Genomic DNA, 18,021 nt, shown 5'->3' with positions numbered 1-18,021 from the left:
CGTGGTGCTTACAGGTCGTCTTTGCGCTTGCGTTGTGCGCCCATGCGCCAGTTGGCGCGGGTGTGGCTGGCCAGGGTGATCAGGTCTTCGAGCGCCTGGTCGTCGTTGCCCTGGATGGCGTGCTCCAGCTGATGCAGCGCCGCCTGGAAATGGCGCGATTGCGCCAGCACCTCGTCGCGGTTGGCGAGCAGCACGTCGCGCCACATCTTGGGGTCGCTCGCGGCAATCCGCGTGAAATCACGGAAACCGGGGCCGGCGAGCGAGAGCAATTCATCGGCGCGTTCCTGCTGCGTCAGGCCGTTCATCATCGCGAACGCCAGCATGTGCGGCAGATGGCTCACCGCGGCAAATGCGGCGTCGTGCGCCTCGGGCGACATGCGCGAGACGCGGCAGCCGAGCGCCGTCCAGAGTTCTTCCGCGCGGTCGAGGTGCGCGGTCAGCGTGCGCTCCGTGGGCGTGAGGATGACCTGCTTGCCGGTGTACAGGTCGGGGTCGGAGTGCTCCACGCCCGACACCTCGCGGCCGGCGATCGGATGGGCCGGCACGAAGGAGCCGATCTGGTCGCGCAGCGCCGTACGTGCGGCCTGCACCACGTCGGCCTTGGTCGAGCCCACGTCCATGATCAGCATCTGCGGCGTGACGAGGTGCTTGATGGCCTTGAGCGTTGCCTCCGTCGCGGCCACGGGCACCGCCACCAGCACGATGTCCGCGCCGGCCACGGCGAGCAGCGCGGAGGGCGCCTCCACGTCGATCACGCCCAGCTGGCGCGCGCGCTCGGTGGTCGAGGGCGACTTGCTGTAGCCCACCACGCGATTGACGAGGCCTGCGCGCTTGAGCGCACGGGCAAAGGAGCCTCCCATGAGACCGCAACCAATGAGACCCAGTTGTTCGAACATGCTCGTGGACCTCAGGCTGCCGAAACGGGGTAGGTGCCAAGCAGCTTGAAGAACGCGCTGAGCTGCTGCAGCTCGGCGAGCGCCTCGGCCACGTTCGGCTGGTCGGGATGGCCTTCGATGTCCACGTAGAAGTAGTACTCCCACTTGCCGGTGCGCGCCGGGCGCGACTCGAAGCGCGTCATCGACACGTTGTGCTTCTTCAGCGGCGCAAGCAGGTCGTACACGGCGCCGGGGCGATTCGGCACGGAGATGATCAGGCTGGTGCTGTCGTTGCCCGAGGGCGGCGGAGTGGTCAGCGTGCCGGGCAGGCAGATCACCGCAAAGCGCGTGCGGTTGTAGGCCTGGTCCTGGATGGCGTGGGCCACCACATGCAGGCCGAACTGCTGGGCCGCGCGCTCGCTGGCGATGCCTGCCCAGTTCGGGTTCAGTGCGGCCAGGCGTGCGCCTTCGGCATTGCTCTCGACGGGGCGGCGCTCCGCATGCGGCAGGTGCTTGGACAGCCACGACTGGCACTGCGCGAGTGCCTGCGGATGGGCCGCGACGACCTCGATGTTGTCGGCCGAGTTGCTCGAGCGCAGCAGGTTGTGGCGGATCAGCAGGCTGACCTCGCCCACCACATGGCAGGGCGTGTGCAGGAACATGTCGAGCGAACGCGTGACGACGCCTTCGGTCGAGTTCTCGACGCCCACCACGCCATATTGCGCGCTGCCGGCGGCCGTCGCGTGAAAGACTTCCTCGAAGCTGTTGCAGTACAGCAGGTCGGCGGCACCGCCGAAGTATTGCACCGCGGCCTCTTCGCAGAAGGTGCCCGCGGGGCCGAGCACCGCAACGCGCTGGGGCGACTCGAGCGCCAGGCATGCCGACATGATCTCGCGCCAGATGGCCGCGACATGCGTGGACTTCAGCGGGCCGGGATTGGCCGCCTTGATCTTCTCGATGACCTGGGCCACGCGGTCCGGACGAAAGAATGCCGAGCCTTCGCGCTTCTTGACTTCTCCCACGCGTTCAGCCACCAACGCGCGCTGGTTGAGCAGGGCGAGAAGCTGCTGGTCGAGGTTGTCGATCTGCACGCGGAGGCTGGCGAGATCCGGAGAGGCTTGCGGAGTGGTCATCGGAGCGGTTGTCTTGTCGTGTGTGTGGTATCGGGGTTGCCGCGGGCGTCGCGCGGCGCTTGGTGCTCGGCGCTTTGGGCGGCGGCACCAGGGGCGCAAGGATCAGCTGTGCTTCTGCGCAAATTCTCGCATGTAAGCGATGAGCGCCTCGACGCCGGCCATGGGCATGGCGTTGTACAGGCTTGCACGCATGCCGCCCACGGACTTGTGGCCCTTGAGCTGCAGCAGGCCGCTGGCCTTGGCGCCAGCAAGGAATGCGTCGTTGCGCGATTCGTCGTTCAGGAAGAACGGAATGTTCATGCGCGAGCGGCAGTTGGCCGCCACCTTGTTCACGTAGAAGTCGGAGGTGTCGATGAAGTCATACAGCGCCTTGGCCTTCGCCGCGTTGCGAAGCTCCATGGCGGCAACGCCGGTGGCATGGCCTTCGCGCTGTTCCTTGAGCCACTGGAACGTGAGGCCGGCAATGTAGATGCCCCAGGTCGGTGGCGTGTTGAACATCGACTGGTTGTCTGCAACCACCTTGTAGTCGAATGCACTCGGGCAGGCGGGCAGGGCGTGGCCGAGAAGGTCTTCGCGCACCACGACCAGCGTGAGCCCGGCTGGGCCCAGGTTCTTCTGCGCGCCGCCAAAGGCGAGACCCACCCTGGACCAGTCCACGGGACGCGAAGCCACATGGGATGAAAAATCGATGGCCAGCGGGGCATCGCAGCCCAGTGCCTTCAGATCGGGCAACTGCTGGAACTCCACGCCGTGGATCGTCTCGTTGGTGCAGGCGTGGACGTAGCTCGCGCCGCGGCTCAGTTGCCAGGTCGCGGGATCGGGCAGGGTGGTGAAGTGGCTGTCCTCGCCGGATGCCGCCGTATGCACCTCGGCAGCATACTTGGCAGCTTCCTTGCGCGATTTCTGGCTCCACGAGCCGGTCACCACGAAGTCGACGGTGGCGCCGCGCGAGAGATTCAGCGGCACGATCGCATTCTCGGCAAGGCCGCCACCCTGCATGAACAGGATCTTGAACTCGCTCGGCACGGCCATGAGCTCGCGGAAATCGGATTCCGCCTTTTCGTAGATCGAGATGAATTCCTTGCCCCGGTGGCTCATCTCCATCACGCCCATTCCGCTGCCGTGCCAATCGAGCATTTCGGCGGCGGCCGTTTTCAGAACTTCTTCGGGAATGGCTGCCGGACCGGCAGAAAAGTTGTATGGGCGATTCATCGTCAAACCTGAGAAAAGAAAATTGCAGCCTTCGCTGCAGGCACCGATGCGCTGGCCGGACTGTGCATCGGTGCTCCGGTTGGCAGCCGCCGGGCATCGCGGCTGCAGTGAGTGGCTCTGCTTCGTATGCTGCCTTGAGCGTGTCGACGATCTCAGCGCATGGAGATCGTCAACATGCTCTCAGGCCTCGCCGGGAGTGCTCTCGCCTTCCTCGCCGCCTTCGGTTTCTGCGGCATTGGCATCGTTCTCGACGATGCGCTGCAGGCCGCTGAGCTTGGCGCCGTCATCCAGCGAAATCAGCGTCACGCCCTGGGTCGCGCGTCCCATCTCGCGGATCTCGCCGACGCGCGTGCGCACCAGGACGCCCGTGTCGGTGATCAGCATGATTTCATCGTCGGTGCTCACCAGCGTGGCGGCAACCACCTTGCCGTTGCGCTCGGACTGCTGGATGGCGATCATGCCCTTCGTGCCACGGCCGTGGCGCGTGTATTCGCTGATGTGCGTGCGCTTGCCATAGCCATTCTCGGTCGCTGTCAGCACGCTCTGGGCGCTGGTGCTGCCTTCGCCGCCCTCGGTCGATTCGGCATCGGCCACGAGCATCGCGATCACGCTCTGGCTCTCGTCAATGTTCATGCCGCGCACGCCGCGTGCATTGCGGCCCATGGGGCGCACGTCGTTCTCGTCGAAGCGCACGGCCTTGCCACCATCGCTGAACAGCATCACGTCATGCTTGCCATCGGTCAGCGCGGCGCCGATCAGGAAATCGCCCTCGTCGAGGCCCACGGCAATGATGCCGGCCTTGCGCGGGTTGCTGAACTCGTCGAGCGCCGTCTTCTTCACGGTGCCCATGCTGGTGGCCATGAACACATAGTGGTCGGCAGGGAAGCTGCGGTATTCGCCCGTGAGCGGCAGCACCACGTTGATCTTCTCGCCGTCCTGCAGCGGGAACATGTTGACGATGGGGCGGCCGCGCGAGCCGCGCGAGCCGGCCGGCACTTCCCAGACCTTGAGCCAGTACAGGCGGCCCTTGTTCGAGAAGCACAGCAGGTAGTCGTGTGTATTGGCGATGAAGAGCTGGTCGATCCAGTCGTCTTCCTTGGTTGCCGTCGCCTGCTTGCCGCGTCCGCCACGCTTTTGCGAGCGGTACTCGGACAGCGGCTGGCTCTTGATGTAGCCCGAGTGCGAGAGCGTGACCACCATGTCGGTGGGCGTGATCAGGTCCTCGGTGGAGAGGTCTTGCGCGCTGTGCTCGATCTCGCTGCGGCGCGCGCCCAGCTTGGTCTGGCCGAACTCGGCCTTCAGCGCGGTGAGCTCCTCGCCAATGATGATGGAGACGCGCTCGGGCTTGGCCAGGATGTCCAGCAGGTCTTCGATGACCGCCATGACTTCCTTGTACTCGGCAACGATCTTGTCCTGCTCGAGGCCCGTGAGGCGCTGCAGTCGCATCTGCAGGATTTCCTGCGCCTGTGTTTCCGAGAGGCGGTAGAGGCCGTCCGCCTGCATGCCGAACTCGCGCTCCAGGCCCTCGGGGCGGTAGTCGTCGGCGCTCACCACGCCGCCGTCTTCGCGCGTGCGGGTCAGCATCTCGCGCACCAGCGTACTGTCCCATGAACGGGTCATCAGCTCGGCCTTGGCGACCGGCGGGGTGGGCGATTCACGGATGATGCGGATGAATTCGTCGATGTTGGCCAGCGCCACCGCCAGGCCTTCCAGCACATGGCCGCGGTCGCGTGCCTTGCGCAGCTCGAACACCGTGCGGCGCGTGACCACTTCGCGGCGGTGCTGCAGGAAGACGACGATCAGCTCGCGCAGGTTGCACAGCTTGGGCTGGCCGTCGACCAGCGCCACCATGTTCATGCCGAACGTGTCCTGCAGCTGCGTCTGCTTGTACAGATTGTTGAGCACCACCTCGGGCACTTCGCCGCGCTTGAGCTCGATGACGAGGCGCATGCCGGACTTGTCGGATTCGTCCTGGATGTGGCTGATGCCCTCGATCTTCTTCTCGTGCACGAGCTCGGCCATGCGCTCCTGCAGCGTCTTCTTGTTGACCTGGTAGGGAAGCTCGTCGACGATGATCGACTGGCGCTGGCCCTTGTCGATGTCCTCGAAATGCACCTTGGCGCGCATGACCACGCGGCCACGGCCCGTGCGGTAGCCTTCCTTCACGCCCTGGATGCCGTAGATGATGCCGGCGGTGGGGAAGTCGGGCGCGGGGATGATCTCCATGAGCTCATCGATCGTCGCCTCGGGGTTGCGCAGCATGTGCAGGCAGGCATCCACCACCTCGTTGAGGTTGTGCGGGGGGATGTTGGTTGCCATGCCCACGGCAATACCCGCCGAACCGTTCACCAGCAGATTGGGCAGGCGGCTCGGCAGCACCAGGGGTTCCTGCTCGCTGCCGTCGTAGTTGGGGCCGAAATCAACGGTTTCCTTGTCGATATCCGCCAGCATTTCATGCGCGATTTTCGCGAGGCGGATTTCGGTGTATCGCATCGCGGCAGCGTTGTCGCCGTCGACCGAGCCGAAATTACCCTGGCCGTCCACGAGCATATGGCGCAGTGAAAAATCCTGCGCCATGCGAACGATGGTGTCATAGACGGCACTGTCACCGTGAGGGTGATATTTACCGATCACGTCGCCGACGATACGGGCCGACTTCTTATAAGGCCGATTCCAATCGTTGTTGAGCTCGTGCATCGCAAACAGAACTCGCCTGTGCACGGGCTTGAGGCCATCGCGGGCATCGGGGAGGGCGCGACCGACAATCACGCTCATGGCGTAATCGAGGTAACTGCGTCGCATTTCCTCTTCGAGGCTGATAGGCAAAGTTTCTTTGGCAAACTGGGTCATGACAACTCGGACGACATCGGAAACGGTCATTTTAGGTGCAACGCCGTGTTGCGTGCTGGCAACATAACACGGGGTATTGCGCTTTTGTCCTACCGTTCGTAGCCCTCATCTGCAGACCAGAGGATGTTACGTATGGCACAATCGTTTCCAACGTTCTTAGTGATGGTCACTGACGACGTCCATGATTCGCAGCGCGGCTGCGGCTTTTTCCCCAAGAGGAGAACCATGAAGAAACTGAACAAAGTGGCGATGTTGTTGGCCTCTGCCGTGCTCGCTACATCTGCTGGCGCTCAAGTGAAGGCAGCTGATGGTGGCAAGGTTGTCGATAACTGGCAAAACGGTACTGGCGAGCTGGTCTGGAAGAACGGCACCAACGAACTGTGCTGGCGCGATGCCAACTGGACGCCTGCTACTGCAGCTGAAGGTTGCGACGGCGCTCTGCAAAAGGCTGTTGCTGCTCCAGCACCTGCCGTGGCCGCCCCAGCTCCTGCTGAAGCCGCCAAGCCTGCTCCGGCACCACAGCCTGCAGCTGCCCAGAAGGTGACCTACGCTGCCGACGCTTTCTTCGACTTCGACAAGTCTGTTTTGAAGCCAGAAGGCAAGGCCAAGCTGGACGACCTGGTCTCCAAGGTCAAGGGCATCAACCTGGAAGTCATCATCGCCGTGGGTCACACCGACTCCGTTGGTAGCGATGCATACAACCAGAAGCTGTCGGTTCGCCGTGCAGAAGCTGTGAAGGCGTATCTGGTGTCCAAGGGCATCGAAAAGAACCGCGTTTACACCGAAGGCAAGGGCGAGAAGCAACCTGTTGCAGACAACAAGACTGCAGCTGGCCGCGCCAAGAACCGTCGCGTGGAAATCGAAGTGGTGGGCACGCAAGCCGCCAAGTGATCCCACGGATCGCAGTAAAAAGCCCCTCTCGAGGGGCTTTTTTTATGCCTGTCTGATCGGCCTGCATCAGGCCTCTTCCTGTATTTGCCGCCGCGAATCGGTGAGAATGCTGGCATGACTGAATCCGTGAATGCCGATCCGGCCGAACTGGCCAAATTTTCCGAACTGGCTCATCGTTGGTGGGATCCCGAGAGCGAGTTTCGTCCTCTGCATCAGATCAATCCGCTCCGGTTGGACTGGATTGACCAAATTTCACCTTTGCGCGGCGAACGTGTTCTCGACGTAGGTTGCGGCGGAGGCATTCTTGCGGATTCCATGGCACGCCGCGGCGCCAGGGTGCTCGGCATCGACCTGGCCACCAAGGCCCTGCGCGTGGCCCAGCTTCACGCACTGGAGACGCAGACGCCTGACATCGAATACCGCGAGGTGGCGGTGGAAGCCCTGGCGGAAGAGCGCCCCGGCTCCTTCGATACCGTCACCTGCATGGAAATGCTGGAACATGTGCCCGATCCCAACTCGGTGGTGGCCGCGTGCGCGCGTCTGGTCAAGCCGGGTGGCTGGGTGTTCTTCTCCACCATCAACCGCAATGCCAAGGCATTCATGCTGGCGATCGTCGGCGCGGAATATGTGTTGAAGATGCTGCCCAAGGGCACGCACGAGTACGCCAAGATGATCCGCCCGAGCGAGCTGGCGGCTGCCTGCCGTGCTGCGGGACTCGACGTTCTGCAGACCAAGGGCCTGCAATTCAACCCCATCAGCAACCGCTACTGGCTCAACGACGACACGGGCGTGAACTACATGTTCGCAACCCGCCGCCCCCTGGCCTGAAGTGGATGAATGAACGAACGAGTAAATGAACGAATGGATGCGTGCACCCCATGCCTGATTTGAAGAATATCCGAGCCGTCCTGTTCGACCTGGACGGCACCCTGATCGACAGCGCCCCAGATCTCGGCGCTGCCGCGGACATGCTCCGCGTGGCACGCGGCATGCCATCGTTGCCGATCGAAGACTATCGGCACATGGCGGGCGCCGGTGCGCGGGGTATGCTGAAGGTGGGTTTTGGCATGACGCCGGAGCATCCGGACTTTCCTGTATTGCGGGAAGAGTTTTTTGATAATTACGAAGCCCGCATTCACGAAAACACCTTCCAGTTCGACGGCGTGCAGCAGCTGATCGACGCATTGGTGGCGCGCTCCATGCCCTGGGGCGTCGTCACCAACAAGGCGACGCGCTTCACCTCGCTGATCGTCCAGCGCATGCCCCTGTTCGCAACGGCTGGTGCCGTGGTGAGCGGCGACACCACTCCGCACGCCAAGCCCCATCCGGAGCCTCTGCTGGAGGCGGCCAGGCGCATCCAAGTCGATCCGTCCCAGTGCGTCTACGTGGGCGACGATGAACGCGACATCATCGGCGGCAAGGCCGCCGGCATGCTGACCGTCGCGGCAGGCTATGGTTACCTCGGCGAAAACGCCGGCCCGAAGGCCTGGGGTGCAGATTTCTTGATCGAATCTCCCCTCGAACTCTTGAAGTTGCTGAATCCGGACTAAAATAGCACGCATGGGGCTGCCCCGGTTTCGACGTGGGTTCGGAATCGGCGTGGTGCATGTCGAGCTTGAGTGACGCTCGTAAATCTCCATTCAAAAAACTAACTGCAAACGACGAACGTTTCGCACTCGCCGCTTAAATACCGGTGAGCTTTGCAACAGCACGCTGATGGGCTGGGCAAGGGGGTAGCAATACCTCCCGGCTGCAAAGGAATTCACATCAGCTGGCCGTGCACCGGGCTCCTTGGTGCATGGCGAGATCCAAGGGGGCTGGCTTTCACTGAAGCGTGCGCCTGCGCGTCTTTGAAGGCGAGACTCAAATCAGAACGCTAAACATGTAGATCTGCCCGAAGAAGGCTTGCGGACGCGGGTTCAATTCCCGCCAGCTCCACCACCATAACGTCCAAAGGCGTTCACCAATATCCGGTGAACGCTTTTTTTCTTTGAAAAATCAATGAGTTAGTGTTTATTGCCGTCCGAGGAGATTCGCTAACTGCCGGAGTGGAGTGGGGGAACAAATGGGGGAACAGGGCAAAAAATCGTAGAATTTAGGCAGTTGTTCCCCCGTTCTCGAGGGAGAAAGGCCCAAAAGTCTCAGGAGTTGTTCCCCCATGCTGACCGATATGAAGTGCCGAAACGCTGTTTGTTCCCCCGACGCCAAGCGAGAACGCTTGGCCGACTCGGGAGGCCTGTACCTGGAGATTTCCCCTGCTGGATCCAAGCGCTGGTTCTGGAAGTACCGGTACAACGGCAAGGAAGGGCGGATGGCGCTAGGCAGCTACCCCGCGGTCAGCCTGACGGCGGCGCGCAAGGCCCGGGATGTGGCCAGGCTGCAGAAGTCCACGGGGGTGGACCCGGTCCAGGTTCGTAGGGTCGAGAAGCTCAAGGCCATGAACCCGGAGGGCGACACCTTCAAGGTCGTTGCTCTGGAGTGGTTTAGCAAGCAGAAGGCCCAGTGGAGTGACACCCATGCGGTTCGTGTACTGCGGCAGTTGGAGCGGGATCTGTTCCCCTGGCTGGGTGATCGCCGGCAAGCTGACATCGAGCCGGTGGAGTTGTTGGCGACCTTGCGAAAGATCGAGGCACGCGGGGCAATGGAGACGGCTGATCGTGGGCTGATGGTAGCTCGTCAGGTCTGGCGCTATGGAGTGGCCACAGGGAGGGTGGAGCGTGACATCACTGGCGACCTGAAGGGGCGCTGTCACCCTACCGCGGCAAGCACTTCGCGGCCATCACCGATCCTGAAAAGTTGGGAGAGCTGCTGCGGGCCGTCCAAGCCTACAGGGGAGGGCTCATTGTGCGTGCCGCATTGCAGCTCGCTCCGCTTCTGTTCCAGCGTCCAGGCGAGCTTCGGGGTGCGGCGTGGGCTGAGGTCGATCTGGATGGGGCTCTCTGGACCATACCTGCCGCCCGCATGAAGCGTGGCAAGGAGGGAAAGGAGTATGGGGATCCGCATCTGGTGCCCTTATCCACCCAGGCGGTGGCGATACTCCGGGAGCTGCATCCATTGACAGGACGTGGCGCCTTGGTGTTCCCGGGCGAGCGTAACCATGATCGGCCGATTTCGGAGAACTCGGTGCGCACGGCGTTGATCACGATGGGCTATACGCCTGAGATCCAGACCTGGCACGGCTTCAGGGCAACGGCGCGGACGATGCTGGCGGAACGGTTGGAGGTCGATCCCATCATTATTGAGGCACAGTTGGCTCATGCCGTGAAGGACGCGAACGGGCGCGCCTACAACCGTACACAGTATCTGGCCCAACGTTCGCGGATGATGCAGCGGTGGGCGGATTACCTCGATCAGATTCGGTGCAGGATGGATGTTTCTTCATGACGGCGGCTCCTTATGTGGATCTTTGCATATCATTTTTTTCAAAGAGCATTCGGCTTTGCTTCCGAGCTTGTTCCGGCAGCGCTTTTTCTGTCATTTGCATCGAAACAATTTGTATATATCCGGCTCGCAAAATGGCACAATATTTCAAGGCACTCTGGTATCGACTTGAGTTGCCCTCCAGCAGTTGAGGTCGTCAGTGTTCCGCGGCTGTGAAAGGTGTAGGAGGCGGTGCATCTGTGATAACGCCGTAGAGGGTGGCTCCAAGAATGTGTCGAATGCAAAAATGCAGGTGAATTCCATATTATGAGCAAACAAAAATCGTCCTCCGCTGTGCCTGTGAGCGCTGACACGGAAAGTCAAGCCCCGCTGACATATGTGGACTTGTTCTGCGGGTGCGGTGGGTTTTCATTAGGGTTGAACTGGGCTGGGTTGAGGTGCCTTGCTGCAATAGATTTCAATGCGCCAGCAATCGATACCTTCAAGGCCAACTATCCGAACGTGCCACATGCCTTGGTCAAAGACCTCACGTCCTTCCGGCCGGAGGATTTGGACAAGCTCATCGCGCCGGAGCGGGTGGATCTCATCGTTGGTGGACCTCCCTGCCAAGGCTTCTCTAAAGCGCGTCAAGTCGACGGGGCTAATCATGGAGACCGTTTGATTCATGACCCTCGTCGGGATCTATATCAGGAGTTCCTCCGGTACGTGAAGTACTACCAACCGAAAGTCTTCATCATGGAGAACGTGCCCGGTCTCAGGTCAGCCGCCGGTGGGGAGTTCTTCACCAAGGTTCAAGTTGAGAGCCGTGAGCTAGGGTACCGCGTCATTCCTTATGAAGTGGAAGCTTGGCGTTTTGGTGTGCCGCAAAAGCGTGTCCGCCAACTCTTCATCGGGACGCGTAGGGAACTGCCTCTCTTCATACCGGACCGGTATATCAAGCACACCCATGCAGGTATCGAAGAGCCTGTTGAGGGAGGGCTGCTGCCACCTGTCACTCTTGGTGAGGCCATAGGGGATCTTCCGCACATCATGCCGGGCGATGATAGGTTTCATCGTCTCTACGAACCGGAGCTCCGCAAGGCACATATCAAGAAGTATGGCAAGCGATATATCGATAAGGTGCTGCTTGCAAACAAGGCGAATGTGCTAACCGCACACACTGCGAGGCCCCACAGTCAGAGAGATCTGCGCGACTTCATGCGTCTGAGAGAAGGGGAGAACAGCAAGCAGGCTATTGGGCGTGGGGAAGAGATGGAGTTCCCATATGACCGAGAAAACTTCAAGGATCGGTACACGAAGCAGCATCGCGACGAATTGTGCTCGACCATTGTTGCGCATCTGAAGAAGGATGGACTCATGTTCATACATCCGGTCCAGTGTCGTTCCCTTTCGCCACGAGAAGCGGCCCGCATCCAAAGCTTTCCAGATACATTCATTCTTCCTAGGGCCCCCACTCACTCGTTTGCGCAGGTCGGCAATGCTGTCCCTCCGCTGGTCGGCCAAGCGATGGGCTTGGCTGTTAAAGAGTATGTGATGGCTGCGGTGGACAGCGACATGGTTGCTCCCAAAGCTGTAGCAAAGCTCCCCTCGGACCGACAAGCAGCTATAGAGCAACTCGAAGTATTTGTTGAATCCTTGTTTTTGAAGCCTCTTTCCAGTCTTTCTAAAGCCGACTTTCTGCATGCTTGGTGGGCCGTGGGCTTCCTCCATCCCAATTTGCACCCTGACGCTGCGGCTGACAGCGGACGGGTACTGAGTCCAGGACCGAAAAGAGGAATCAGTCATGTGTTGGAGCCAGTCTATGTAAGAAGTGGTTGGCCTGTGGAGCTCATTCCCATCGCGATCGAAGCAAGGAAACGGTTTGACGAGGGCCATCTATCCGAAGATGAGTACTATTGCTCTGCTGCGGTCATGGCAGGGGCAATAAGTCACAATCTCTAGCATATAAAAAAGGGGAGCACTTTGGCTGCAAATGGTCTGGAAGTCATTCCAAGCGCAAGGCGGATGATTCGTTCACAGCGGGATTTAGGTTATGAGTTTGCGGCGGCCGTCGCAGACCTGATAGATAACTCCATCGAGGCCAAAGCCAGCACCGTGAGAGTGAATGTCGACTGGCTAGGGGCCGCGACGACGGTAACGATTGCAGATAACGGCGAAGGGATGTCGCCCGAGCAATTAAGAGAGGCGCTTCGTTTCGGCTCCGAGCGCGACTATGATGATGCTGATTTGGGAAAGTTCGGCTTGGGATTGAAGACGGCATCTCTTAGCCAGTGTCTAAGGCTGACGGTCGCTACCCGCCGAAATCCAAATCGGGCTGATATCACCGCATACTGTTGGGATGTCGAGCATGTCGAGGCGATAAATCGCTGGGAAATTCTTCCGGTGAAAACCAGTACCCTCCCTCCCCAGGCGCTATCTCATCTCAAGGAAACTACGGGAACTGTAGTCATCTGGGAGCGGCTGGACCGGATACTGGGGTATAAGTATCCAAGTGGTGAGCATGCGAAGAAACATCTTTTCGCCGTGACTCGTGAAATGGAGGAACATGCCTCCATGGTCTTCCATCGATTTCTGGCTGGAGAAGTCCGTGGCAAGAGGCTCGCTATCTACGTGAATGAGAACAAGCTTGTTCCATGGGATCCTTTCGCGAGGAGCGAGGTCGAGACAAAAGTGTTGGAGTCGAACGCATTCCCCGTCGATGGTTCCAAAGGGCGGTCCGTAGTCATCGTTGAGCCGTATGTTCTTCCTCCAGAAGCAAAGTTCTCCACCAAGGAGGCGCATATTAGATCTGCAGGTCCGAGGAAGTGGAATATGCAGCAGGGATTTTACATCTATCGTGCGGATCGCATGATTCAGAGTGGTGGATGGTGTGGTCTGAGGGTGGTCGATGAGCATCGCAAGTTATCGCGGATAGCTGTTTCATTCAATCCCAAGTTGGATGAGGAATTTGAAATCAACGTGCCCAAGATGCGTGTTGCACTGCCATCCGAAATACGAGCGGAAATCGAAAGATGGACCAAGCCCGCTGTAAAGATGGCTGAGGATATCTATCGGACAGGGAACACTAGGAAGCCGCAGCCTGTTGCCGGACCCGTCTCTGTCCCCGCCGGCCTTGGTGGCCAAGTTGCCCGGACATCTCATCCTTCAATTCCGTCTGCTCTGCCGCTCGTTGATGGACCCTCTCCGAAGATGCCCAAACGGCGAGCGACCCGTCAAGAGCTTGACATGGTGGCCGACCTGCTCATACAAGTGGCAGAAGCTTCAGAGATAGCTGCGGTTGAAAATGCAATTGCCCGTGCACGCACCAAGTTGGAGAGCCAATTTTGAGTACCCATTCCATTCAGCAAGAAAATGCTCTTCGCACGGCGCGATTCCTTATTTCGATGGGGCATATGCCCAGCGATGTTCTCGCCAATCCCCTTATACCGGAAGAGTTTCGCGAGTGGGTGGCAAAAGAACTGGAGAAAGAAAGCAATCGGACCTTTGAGAAAGCCAAGGTGATTGCCACGGCTGCAGACTCCGCGGACTGGCTCGATGGGGTCGACAGAGATGAGTGGTACTACTGGCCGACCTTGAGAAGCTACTTGCTAGGCGTGAAGAATCGTCCCCGAGATTCTGTTGCATCTCTTGATGATGCATCTGACACGGTGCTTCGACAGCTTCGTCCGCCCGGCACTGCTGAATTTGATGTCAGGGGACTTGTCCTTGGGTATGTGCAGAGTGGAAAAACGGCGAATTTCGCCGCAGTGATTGCAAAAGCCGCTGATGCAGGGTACCGCCTCATCATCGTCATGTCCGGTGTCGATAATGGGCTGCGTCGCCAGACCCAGATCCGATTAAGCAAGGAACTTACTGGCTACTCGAACAATCCACATGATGCAGTGCCATTACCACCTTCAGGCAAGCAGTGGCACAAGTTCACCAGCGACGACTTTGACGGGGATTTTGAGCCAGGTCGTGCTAGTCATGCAGCTTTGCAAGGATCTGAGCCAGTTCTTCTCGTGGTCAAGAAAAATCCGGCGGTTCTGAAGAGACTCAAGCAGTGGCTGATAACAGCACCTAGCGGGGCTAAAAAAAACCTGCCAGCACTTTTCATTGATGATGAGGCTGATCAAGCGAGCGTCGATAGTCGGGGTTCAATCCAGACCGAGGAGACTTATGATCCGGAGGATCCGGATTATACGTCGCCGGCAGTCATCAACGGCTTGATTCGCGAACTCTTGCTCATTTTCTCCAAACGTGCATATATCGGCTATACGGCGACTCCTTTTGCCAATATATTAATCCCACATGAGCAATACGATCCGGTGGCTGGTCTTGATCTTTATCCAAAAGATTTTTTCATAGACTTGCCAAAACCAAAAGGATATTTTGGGACGGAGGAGTTTTTTGGGAGGTTTGACCCCGGCAACGATGAGAAAGTCTTCGGTCTGCCAGTCCTACGTCCCGTTGAGGTAGAGCAAATTGCGGCGTTGCTGGATGACGGCGAGCTGACTGACTCCATGGATGAGGCCATGGTTGCGTTCGTATTGGGGGGAGCGGCTAGGGCTCTGCGTGGAGAGGTAGATGCACCTTGCACCATGCTTGTGCATACCACTCACTTGAATCTCAAGCAGGGCCCGATGAGAGCTGTAATTGAAGAGCATTGGCGTGAATTGAAGGATGAATGGCGTTACGATAGAAAAGGTGGACTTCTCGATAGATTCCAGAAGTTCTGGGATGAGGACTTTGTAACCACTTCGGGCAGGGTGAATGGCAGTCCTTTGCATAAATTTGAGGATCTCGTGCCGCATATCGGGAAATTCATGGAGGCCGTGGAAGTCCGCGAGGTGAACTCTGCCGCGGGGGACGTACTTGATTATGAGAAGGAGCCTTCCCTCAAGGCGATTGCGATAGGTGGTAACAAGCTCTCCCGTGGGCTCACACTGGAAGGTTTACTTGTCAGCTATTTCGCGCGTCGGTCGCTCCAGTATGACACCCTTTTGCAGATGGCTCGCTGGTATGGATACCGCCTCGGCTATCATGACCTTACACGCATATATTCAACCGGAGAGTTGCTAGGCTGGTTCGCGGATTTGGCACTCGTCGAACATAGGCTCCGCGAAGATATGCAGATATATCAGCAGGTGCCTGGAATAACCCCCAAGGATGTTGGAATGCGGATTCTCCGGCATCCTGCGATGAAGGTCACGGGGAGCATCAAACAGCGCTCGACAACCGTCACCGTCGAGAGCGAGAGCTATTCGCTACAGTTGGAGCAGACAATTCATTTTCCTCTCCAGGACTTGGTTCGTTTGGGTTTGATGTGTGAGCGAAACCGCTTGGCAGCCATTGAATTAATTCAGAAAATCGGCCAGCCTGTGCGATTGGAAGGTAAGGAATACGCACCTATGTGGAGCGATGTCGGGGCCGCACCAGTGGTTGAGTTTTTACGTGCCTTTGATTTCGAATTCACGGATTCGGGATGCGTGCCACGCTTGATGGCCGATTGGATTGAGGAGCAGAATCATCATGGAGGCTTGGTCAATTGGACGGTGGTCATACGAGGTCGCGAGACAATGAGTCCGAAACTGGGCTCTGTTAAGTGGCTTCCAGAATCTGTCGGCTTTGTGCACAACATTGCACGAACGAGGATAAAGGGATCGAATTCGTTGGGTGTTGTTACGACGGCAGGTGATGAGGCTTTCGGCTTGACAGTGGAGCAAGTCAAGGCTGCAGAGTTGTTGATGACTCAAGGAGGGCCTAAATCGCTCAATCGTGCTGCTCGAATGGTCCGGGATTCAAGTTCAGGACTTTTGATTCTCTATCCCATTAGTCGATATTCTGGATATGACGAGAACTCATCGCCAGCACCTGGCAGCGCGCGCGCACCACTATTTGCAAACCCTGATGGTGGAGAGGCTCGTGACCTGATTGGCTTTGCGGTTTCTTTCCCCGGTGCGGCAAAAGACAGGCCTAGTAGTTCGTATGTACAGGGCACAGCGAAATGGACACAGTTGATCTGAGTGCCATGGGCAGCGTAGTGGACTTCCGCTGGGATCTATTGGCATCTGAGGTTCCTGCTCCCGAACGGCTCATTGCCCGCCTTGCTCAGCCTGATAGCAGCTGCGAGGTATACATAGCCGTGGACGCGACTGGAAATCGTTCCATCTTGGTTCGCATCCCGGCTGGAGAGCAAGATGCTCTGGCTGAGCGTATAAGTCGAGGTGTCCGGGTCCAGACCTTGGAGCTGAAAGTGGACACGGCGAGACCAAACGAGGTGTTCGTGGAAATTGCCTGCTTAGACCACGAAGGTCACCAAATATTGGACGTCATCGCTGCGGAAATTATCGATGCCTTGCACAAGGGGGCCACCATCCGGCGCATCAGGCTCATTCAAGGCATCTTGGTAAAATGGCGAAAATTCTGGTCAGATGCTCCGCAGAAATTGCTTTCAAAGGAAAAGCAGATTGGGCTATTTGGTGAGCTCTGGTTCTTGAAGGAGTGGCTCATTCCTCAGCTCGGCATAGAGAAGGGGGTGTCCATGTGGAGGGGCCCGCTTGGCTCAAGGAATGATTTTGAGGCCGAAGGCTTATCCATAGAGGTGAAAACCAGTTCAAGGGCTGATGAGAGCCATCAGGTCAATGGGCTTGAGCAGCTGTTGGCCCTTGAGGGTACGACGCTCTTCCTATTCAGCTTATTGATCAGAGAGGAGGCTGGCGGTGCTGAGTCACTTCCGAGTCTGGTCGCTGAACTGCGGGAGACATTAAAGACTGAATATGAGGCGCAAGCCCAGTTCGAAGGAATGCTGGCAGCCGCTGATTTCCAGGAGTCCGATATCGAACAATACCAGAAGCTGAGGTTCCGAATCCGTGGTCAAGGCCTTTATCGAGTGGAGGAAGGATTTCCTAGGCTCATCCCCTCGTCAATTGTCGGGGGACTGGTGGCGGGTATCCATGATATCAAGTATGGCTTGAGGCTGGACGTAGCGAAAAATTGGCTTGTGGCAGATAATCCGAAGGCATGCGGAAGTCTGTTGAAAAACTGACAAAAGCATTGCAATCCCCTGAAGATTCACTTTGGTGAAGTTGTAATCTGTGATGGCTGACGTATTTGACAAGATCAAGCGTTCTGAGGTCATGGGATTGATTCGAGGTCGAAACAACAAGTCGACTGAGATTAGACTTGCGGCTGCATTCAAATCGGCCCGGGTCAGCGGATGGAGGCGGCAGGTTCAATTGAAGCCTTGGAGTGTGGAGTCTGGCCTTGCAGAAGGCAAGAAAATTCGTGTTTTGATCAGGCCTGATTTCATTTTTCGTGCGCCAAAAGTTGCGGTTTTCGTCGACGGATGTTTTTGGCATGGATGTCCACGGCATTCAAAAATGCCAAAAACAAACGCAGCATTCTGGAGAGAGAAGCTCTCTAAAAATATCATCCGCGATGAGCGTGCCAACAAGGCGCTTGAAGCTGCTGGTTGGACTGTTATACGAATATGGGAGCATGAGATGGCTGAGCCATCGATTGTGGTGGAGCGGGTGACTCAAGTACTTGCCAAGCATATGGCTCCGTTGTGTGGCACAAGCCCGCACGAGACATCGCCGGCCGATACTGAGCGTTCATGATGCGTGTCGGAATCATGTTCGCTATTTGAGCCAATCGTGGAGCCAAGCGGGGCAGGACGCGGCTCTTCGAGGGGCTAG

General features: G+C 58.3%; 12 protein-coding genes, 1 other RNA gene and 1 pseudogene. 10 read left to right on the top strand and 4 right to left on the bottom strand.

The annotated features are described in order from the left end of the window. Positions 1-8 precede the first annotated feature (8 nt). The 4 genes from H9K76_RS12995 to gyrA form a co-directional block, all read right to left on the bottom strand. On the bottom strand, positions 9-896 hold the full coding sequence (locus tag H9K76_RS12995; RefSeq protein WP_187595841.1) for a prephenate dehydrogenase: 888 nt from the start codon (positions 894-896) through the stop codon (positions 9-11). A gap of 11 nt (positions 897-907) precedes the next feature. Further along, complete coding sequence (gene pheA, locus H9K76_RS12990; RefSeq protein WP_187595840.1) at positions 908-2,008, bottom strand: prephenate dehydratase; 1,101 nt, start codon at positions 2,006-2,008, stop codon at positions 908-910. A gap of 102 nt (positions 2,009-2,110) precedes the next feature. Continuing rightward, the gene (gene serC / locus H9K76_RS12985; RefSeq protein WP_187595839.1) at positions 2,111-3,220 is read right to left on the bottom strand and encodes a 3-phosphoserine/phosphohydroxythreonine transaminase; all 1,110 of its coding nucleotides are present in this window, start codon (positions 3,218-3,220) and stop codon (positions 2,111-2,113) included. 180 nt (positions 3,221-3,400) lie between these two features. Further along, complete coding sequence (gene gyrA, locus H9K76_RS12980; protein WP_187595838.1) at positions 3,401-6,070, bottom strand: DNA gyrase subunit A; 2,670 nt, start codon at positions 6,068-6,070, stop codon at positions 3,401-3,403. A gap of 225 nt (positions 6,071-6,295) precedes the next feature. On the opposite strand from gyrA, the gene ompA reads away from it, so the two are divergent. The 10 genes and pseudogenes from ompA to H9K76_RS12930 all read left to right on the top strand — a co-directional run bounded on the left by ompA (position 6,296) and on the right by H9K76_RS12930 (position 17,943). Continuing rightward, on the top strand, positions 6,296-6,961 hold the full coding sequence (gene ompA / locus H9K76_RS12975) for an outer membrane protein OmpA (RefSeq protein ID WP_187595837.1): 666 nt from the start codon (positions 6,296-6,298) through the stop codon (positions 6,959-6,961). A gap of 114 nt (positions 6,962-7,075) precedes the next feature. Then, on the top strand, positions 7,076-7,789 hold the full coding sequence (gene ubiG, locus H9K76_RS12970) for a bifunctional 2-polyprenyl-6-hydroxyphenol methylase/3-demethylubiquinol 3-O-methyltransferase UbiG (RefSeq protein ID WP_187595836.1): 714 nt from the start codon (positions 7,076-7,078) through the stop codon (positions 7,787-7,789). A 50-nt stretch (positions 7,790-7,839) separates the two neighbouring features. Beyond that, positions 7,840-8,511: an HAD family hydrolase gene (locus tag H9K76_RS12965; RefSeq protein WP_187595835.1), complete on the top strand. Its 672-nt coding sequence runs from the start codon at positions 7,840-7,842 to the stop codon at positions 8,509-8,511. A gap of 12 nt (positions 8,512-8,523) precedes the next feature. Continuing rightward, positions 8,524-8,902: a transfer-messenger RNA gene (gene ssrA, locus H9K76_RS12960) on the top strand. A gap of 217 nt (positions 8,903-9,119) precedes the next feature. Further along, a pseudogene (locus H9K76_RS12955) lies at positions 9,120-10,345 on the top strand (tyrosine-type recombinase/integrase). Between the two features lie 303 nt (positions 10,346-10,648). After that, a complete protein-coding gene (locus tag H9K76_RS12950) occupies positions 10,649-12,283 on the top strand; it encodes a DNA cytosine methyltransferase (RefSeq protein ID WP_246475002.1) in 1,635 nt (544 codons plus the stop codon). A 63-nt stretch (positions 12,284-12,346) separates the two neighbouring features. Beyond that, complete coding sequence (locus H9K76_RS12945; RefSeq protein WP_187595834.1) at positions 12,347-13,669, top strand: ATP-binding protein; 1,323 nt, start codon at positions 12,347-12,349, stop codon at positions 13,667-13,669. Beyond that, entirely contained in the window at positions 13,666-16,347 is a 2,682-nt protein-coding gene (locus tag H9K76_RS12940) for a Z1 domain-containing protein (protein ID WP_187595833.1), read from the top strand. Before H9K76_RS12945 ends, H9K76_RS12940 begins: the two co-directional genes overlap by 4 nt. After that, positions 16,329-17,369: a PD-(D/E)XK motif protein gene (locus H9K76_RS12935; RefSeq protein WP_187595832.1), complete on the top strand. Its 1,041-nt coding sequence runs from the start codon at positions 16,329-16,331 to the stop codon at positions 17,367-17,369. The genes H9K76_RS12940 and H9K76_RS12935 overlap by 19 nt, the downstream gene beginning before the upstream one ends. Before the next feature lie 52 nt (positions 17,370-17,421). Next, positions 17,422-17,943 carry a very short patch repair endonuclease gene (locus H9K76_RS12930; protein ID WP_187595831.1) on the top strand — a complete coding sequence of 174 codons (522 nt, stop codon included), beginning with the start codon at positions 17,422-17,424 and terminating at the stop codon, positions 17,941-17,943. Positions 17,944-18,021 lie beyond the last annotated feature (78 nt).

Source organism: Diaphorobacter ruginosibacter (assembly GCF_014395975.1).
In the GTDB taxonomy this organism is placed as follows: domain Bacteria; phylum Pseudomonadota; class Gammaproteobacteria; order Burkholderiales; family Burkholderiaceae_C; genus Diaphorobacter_A; species Diaphorobacter_A ruginosibacter.
Note: the sequence above shows the minus strand (reverse complement) of the source record. Positions and strands in the feature narration are given on the sequence as shown.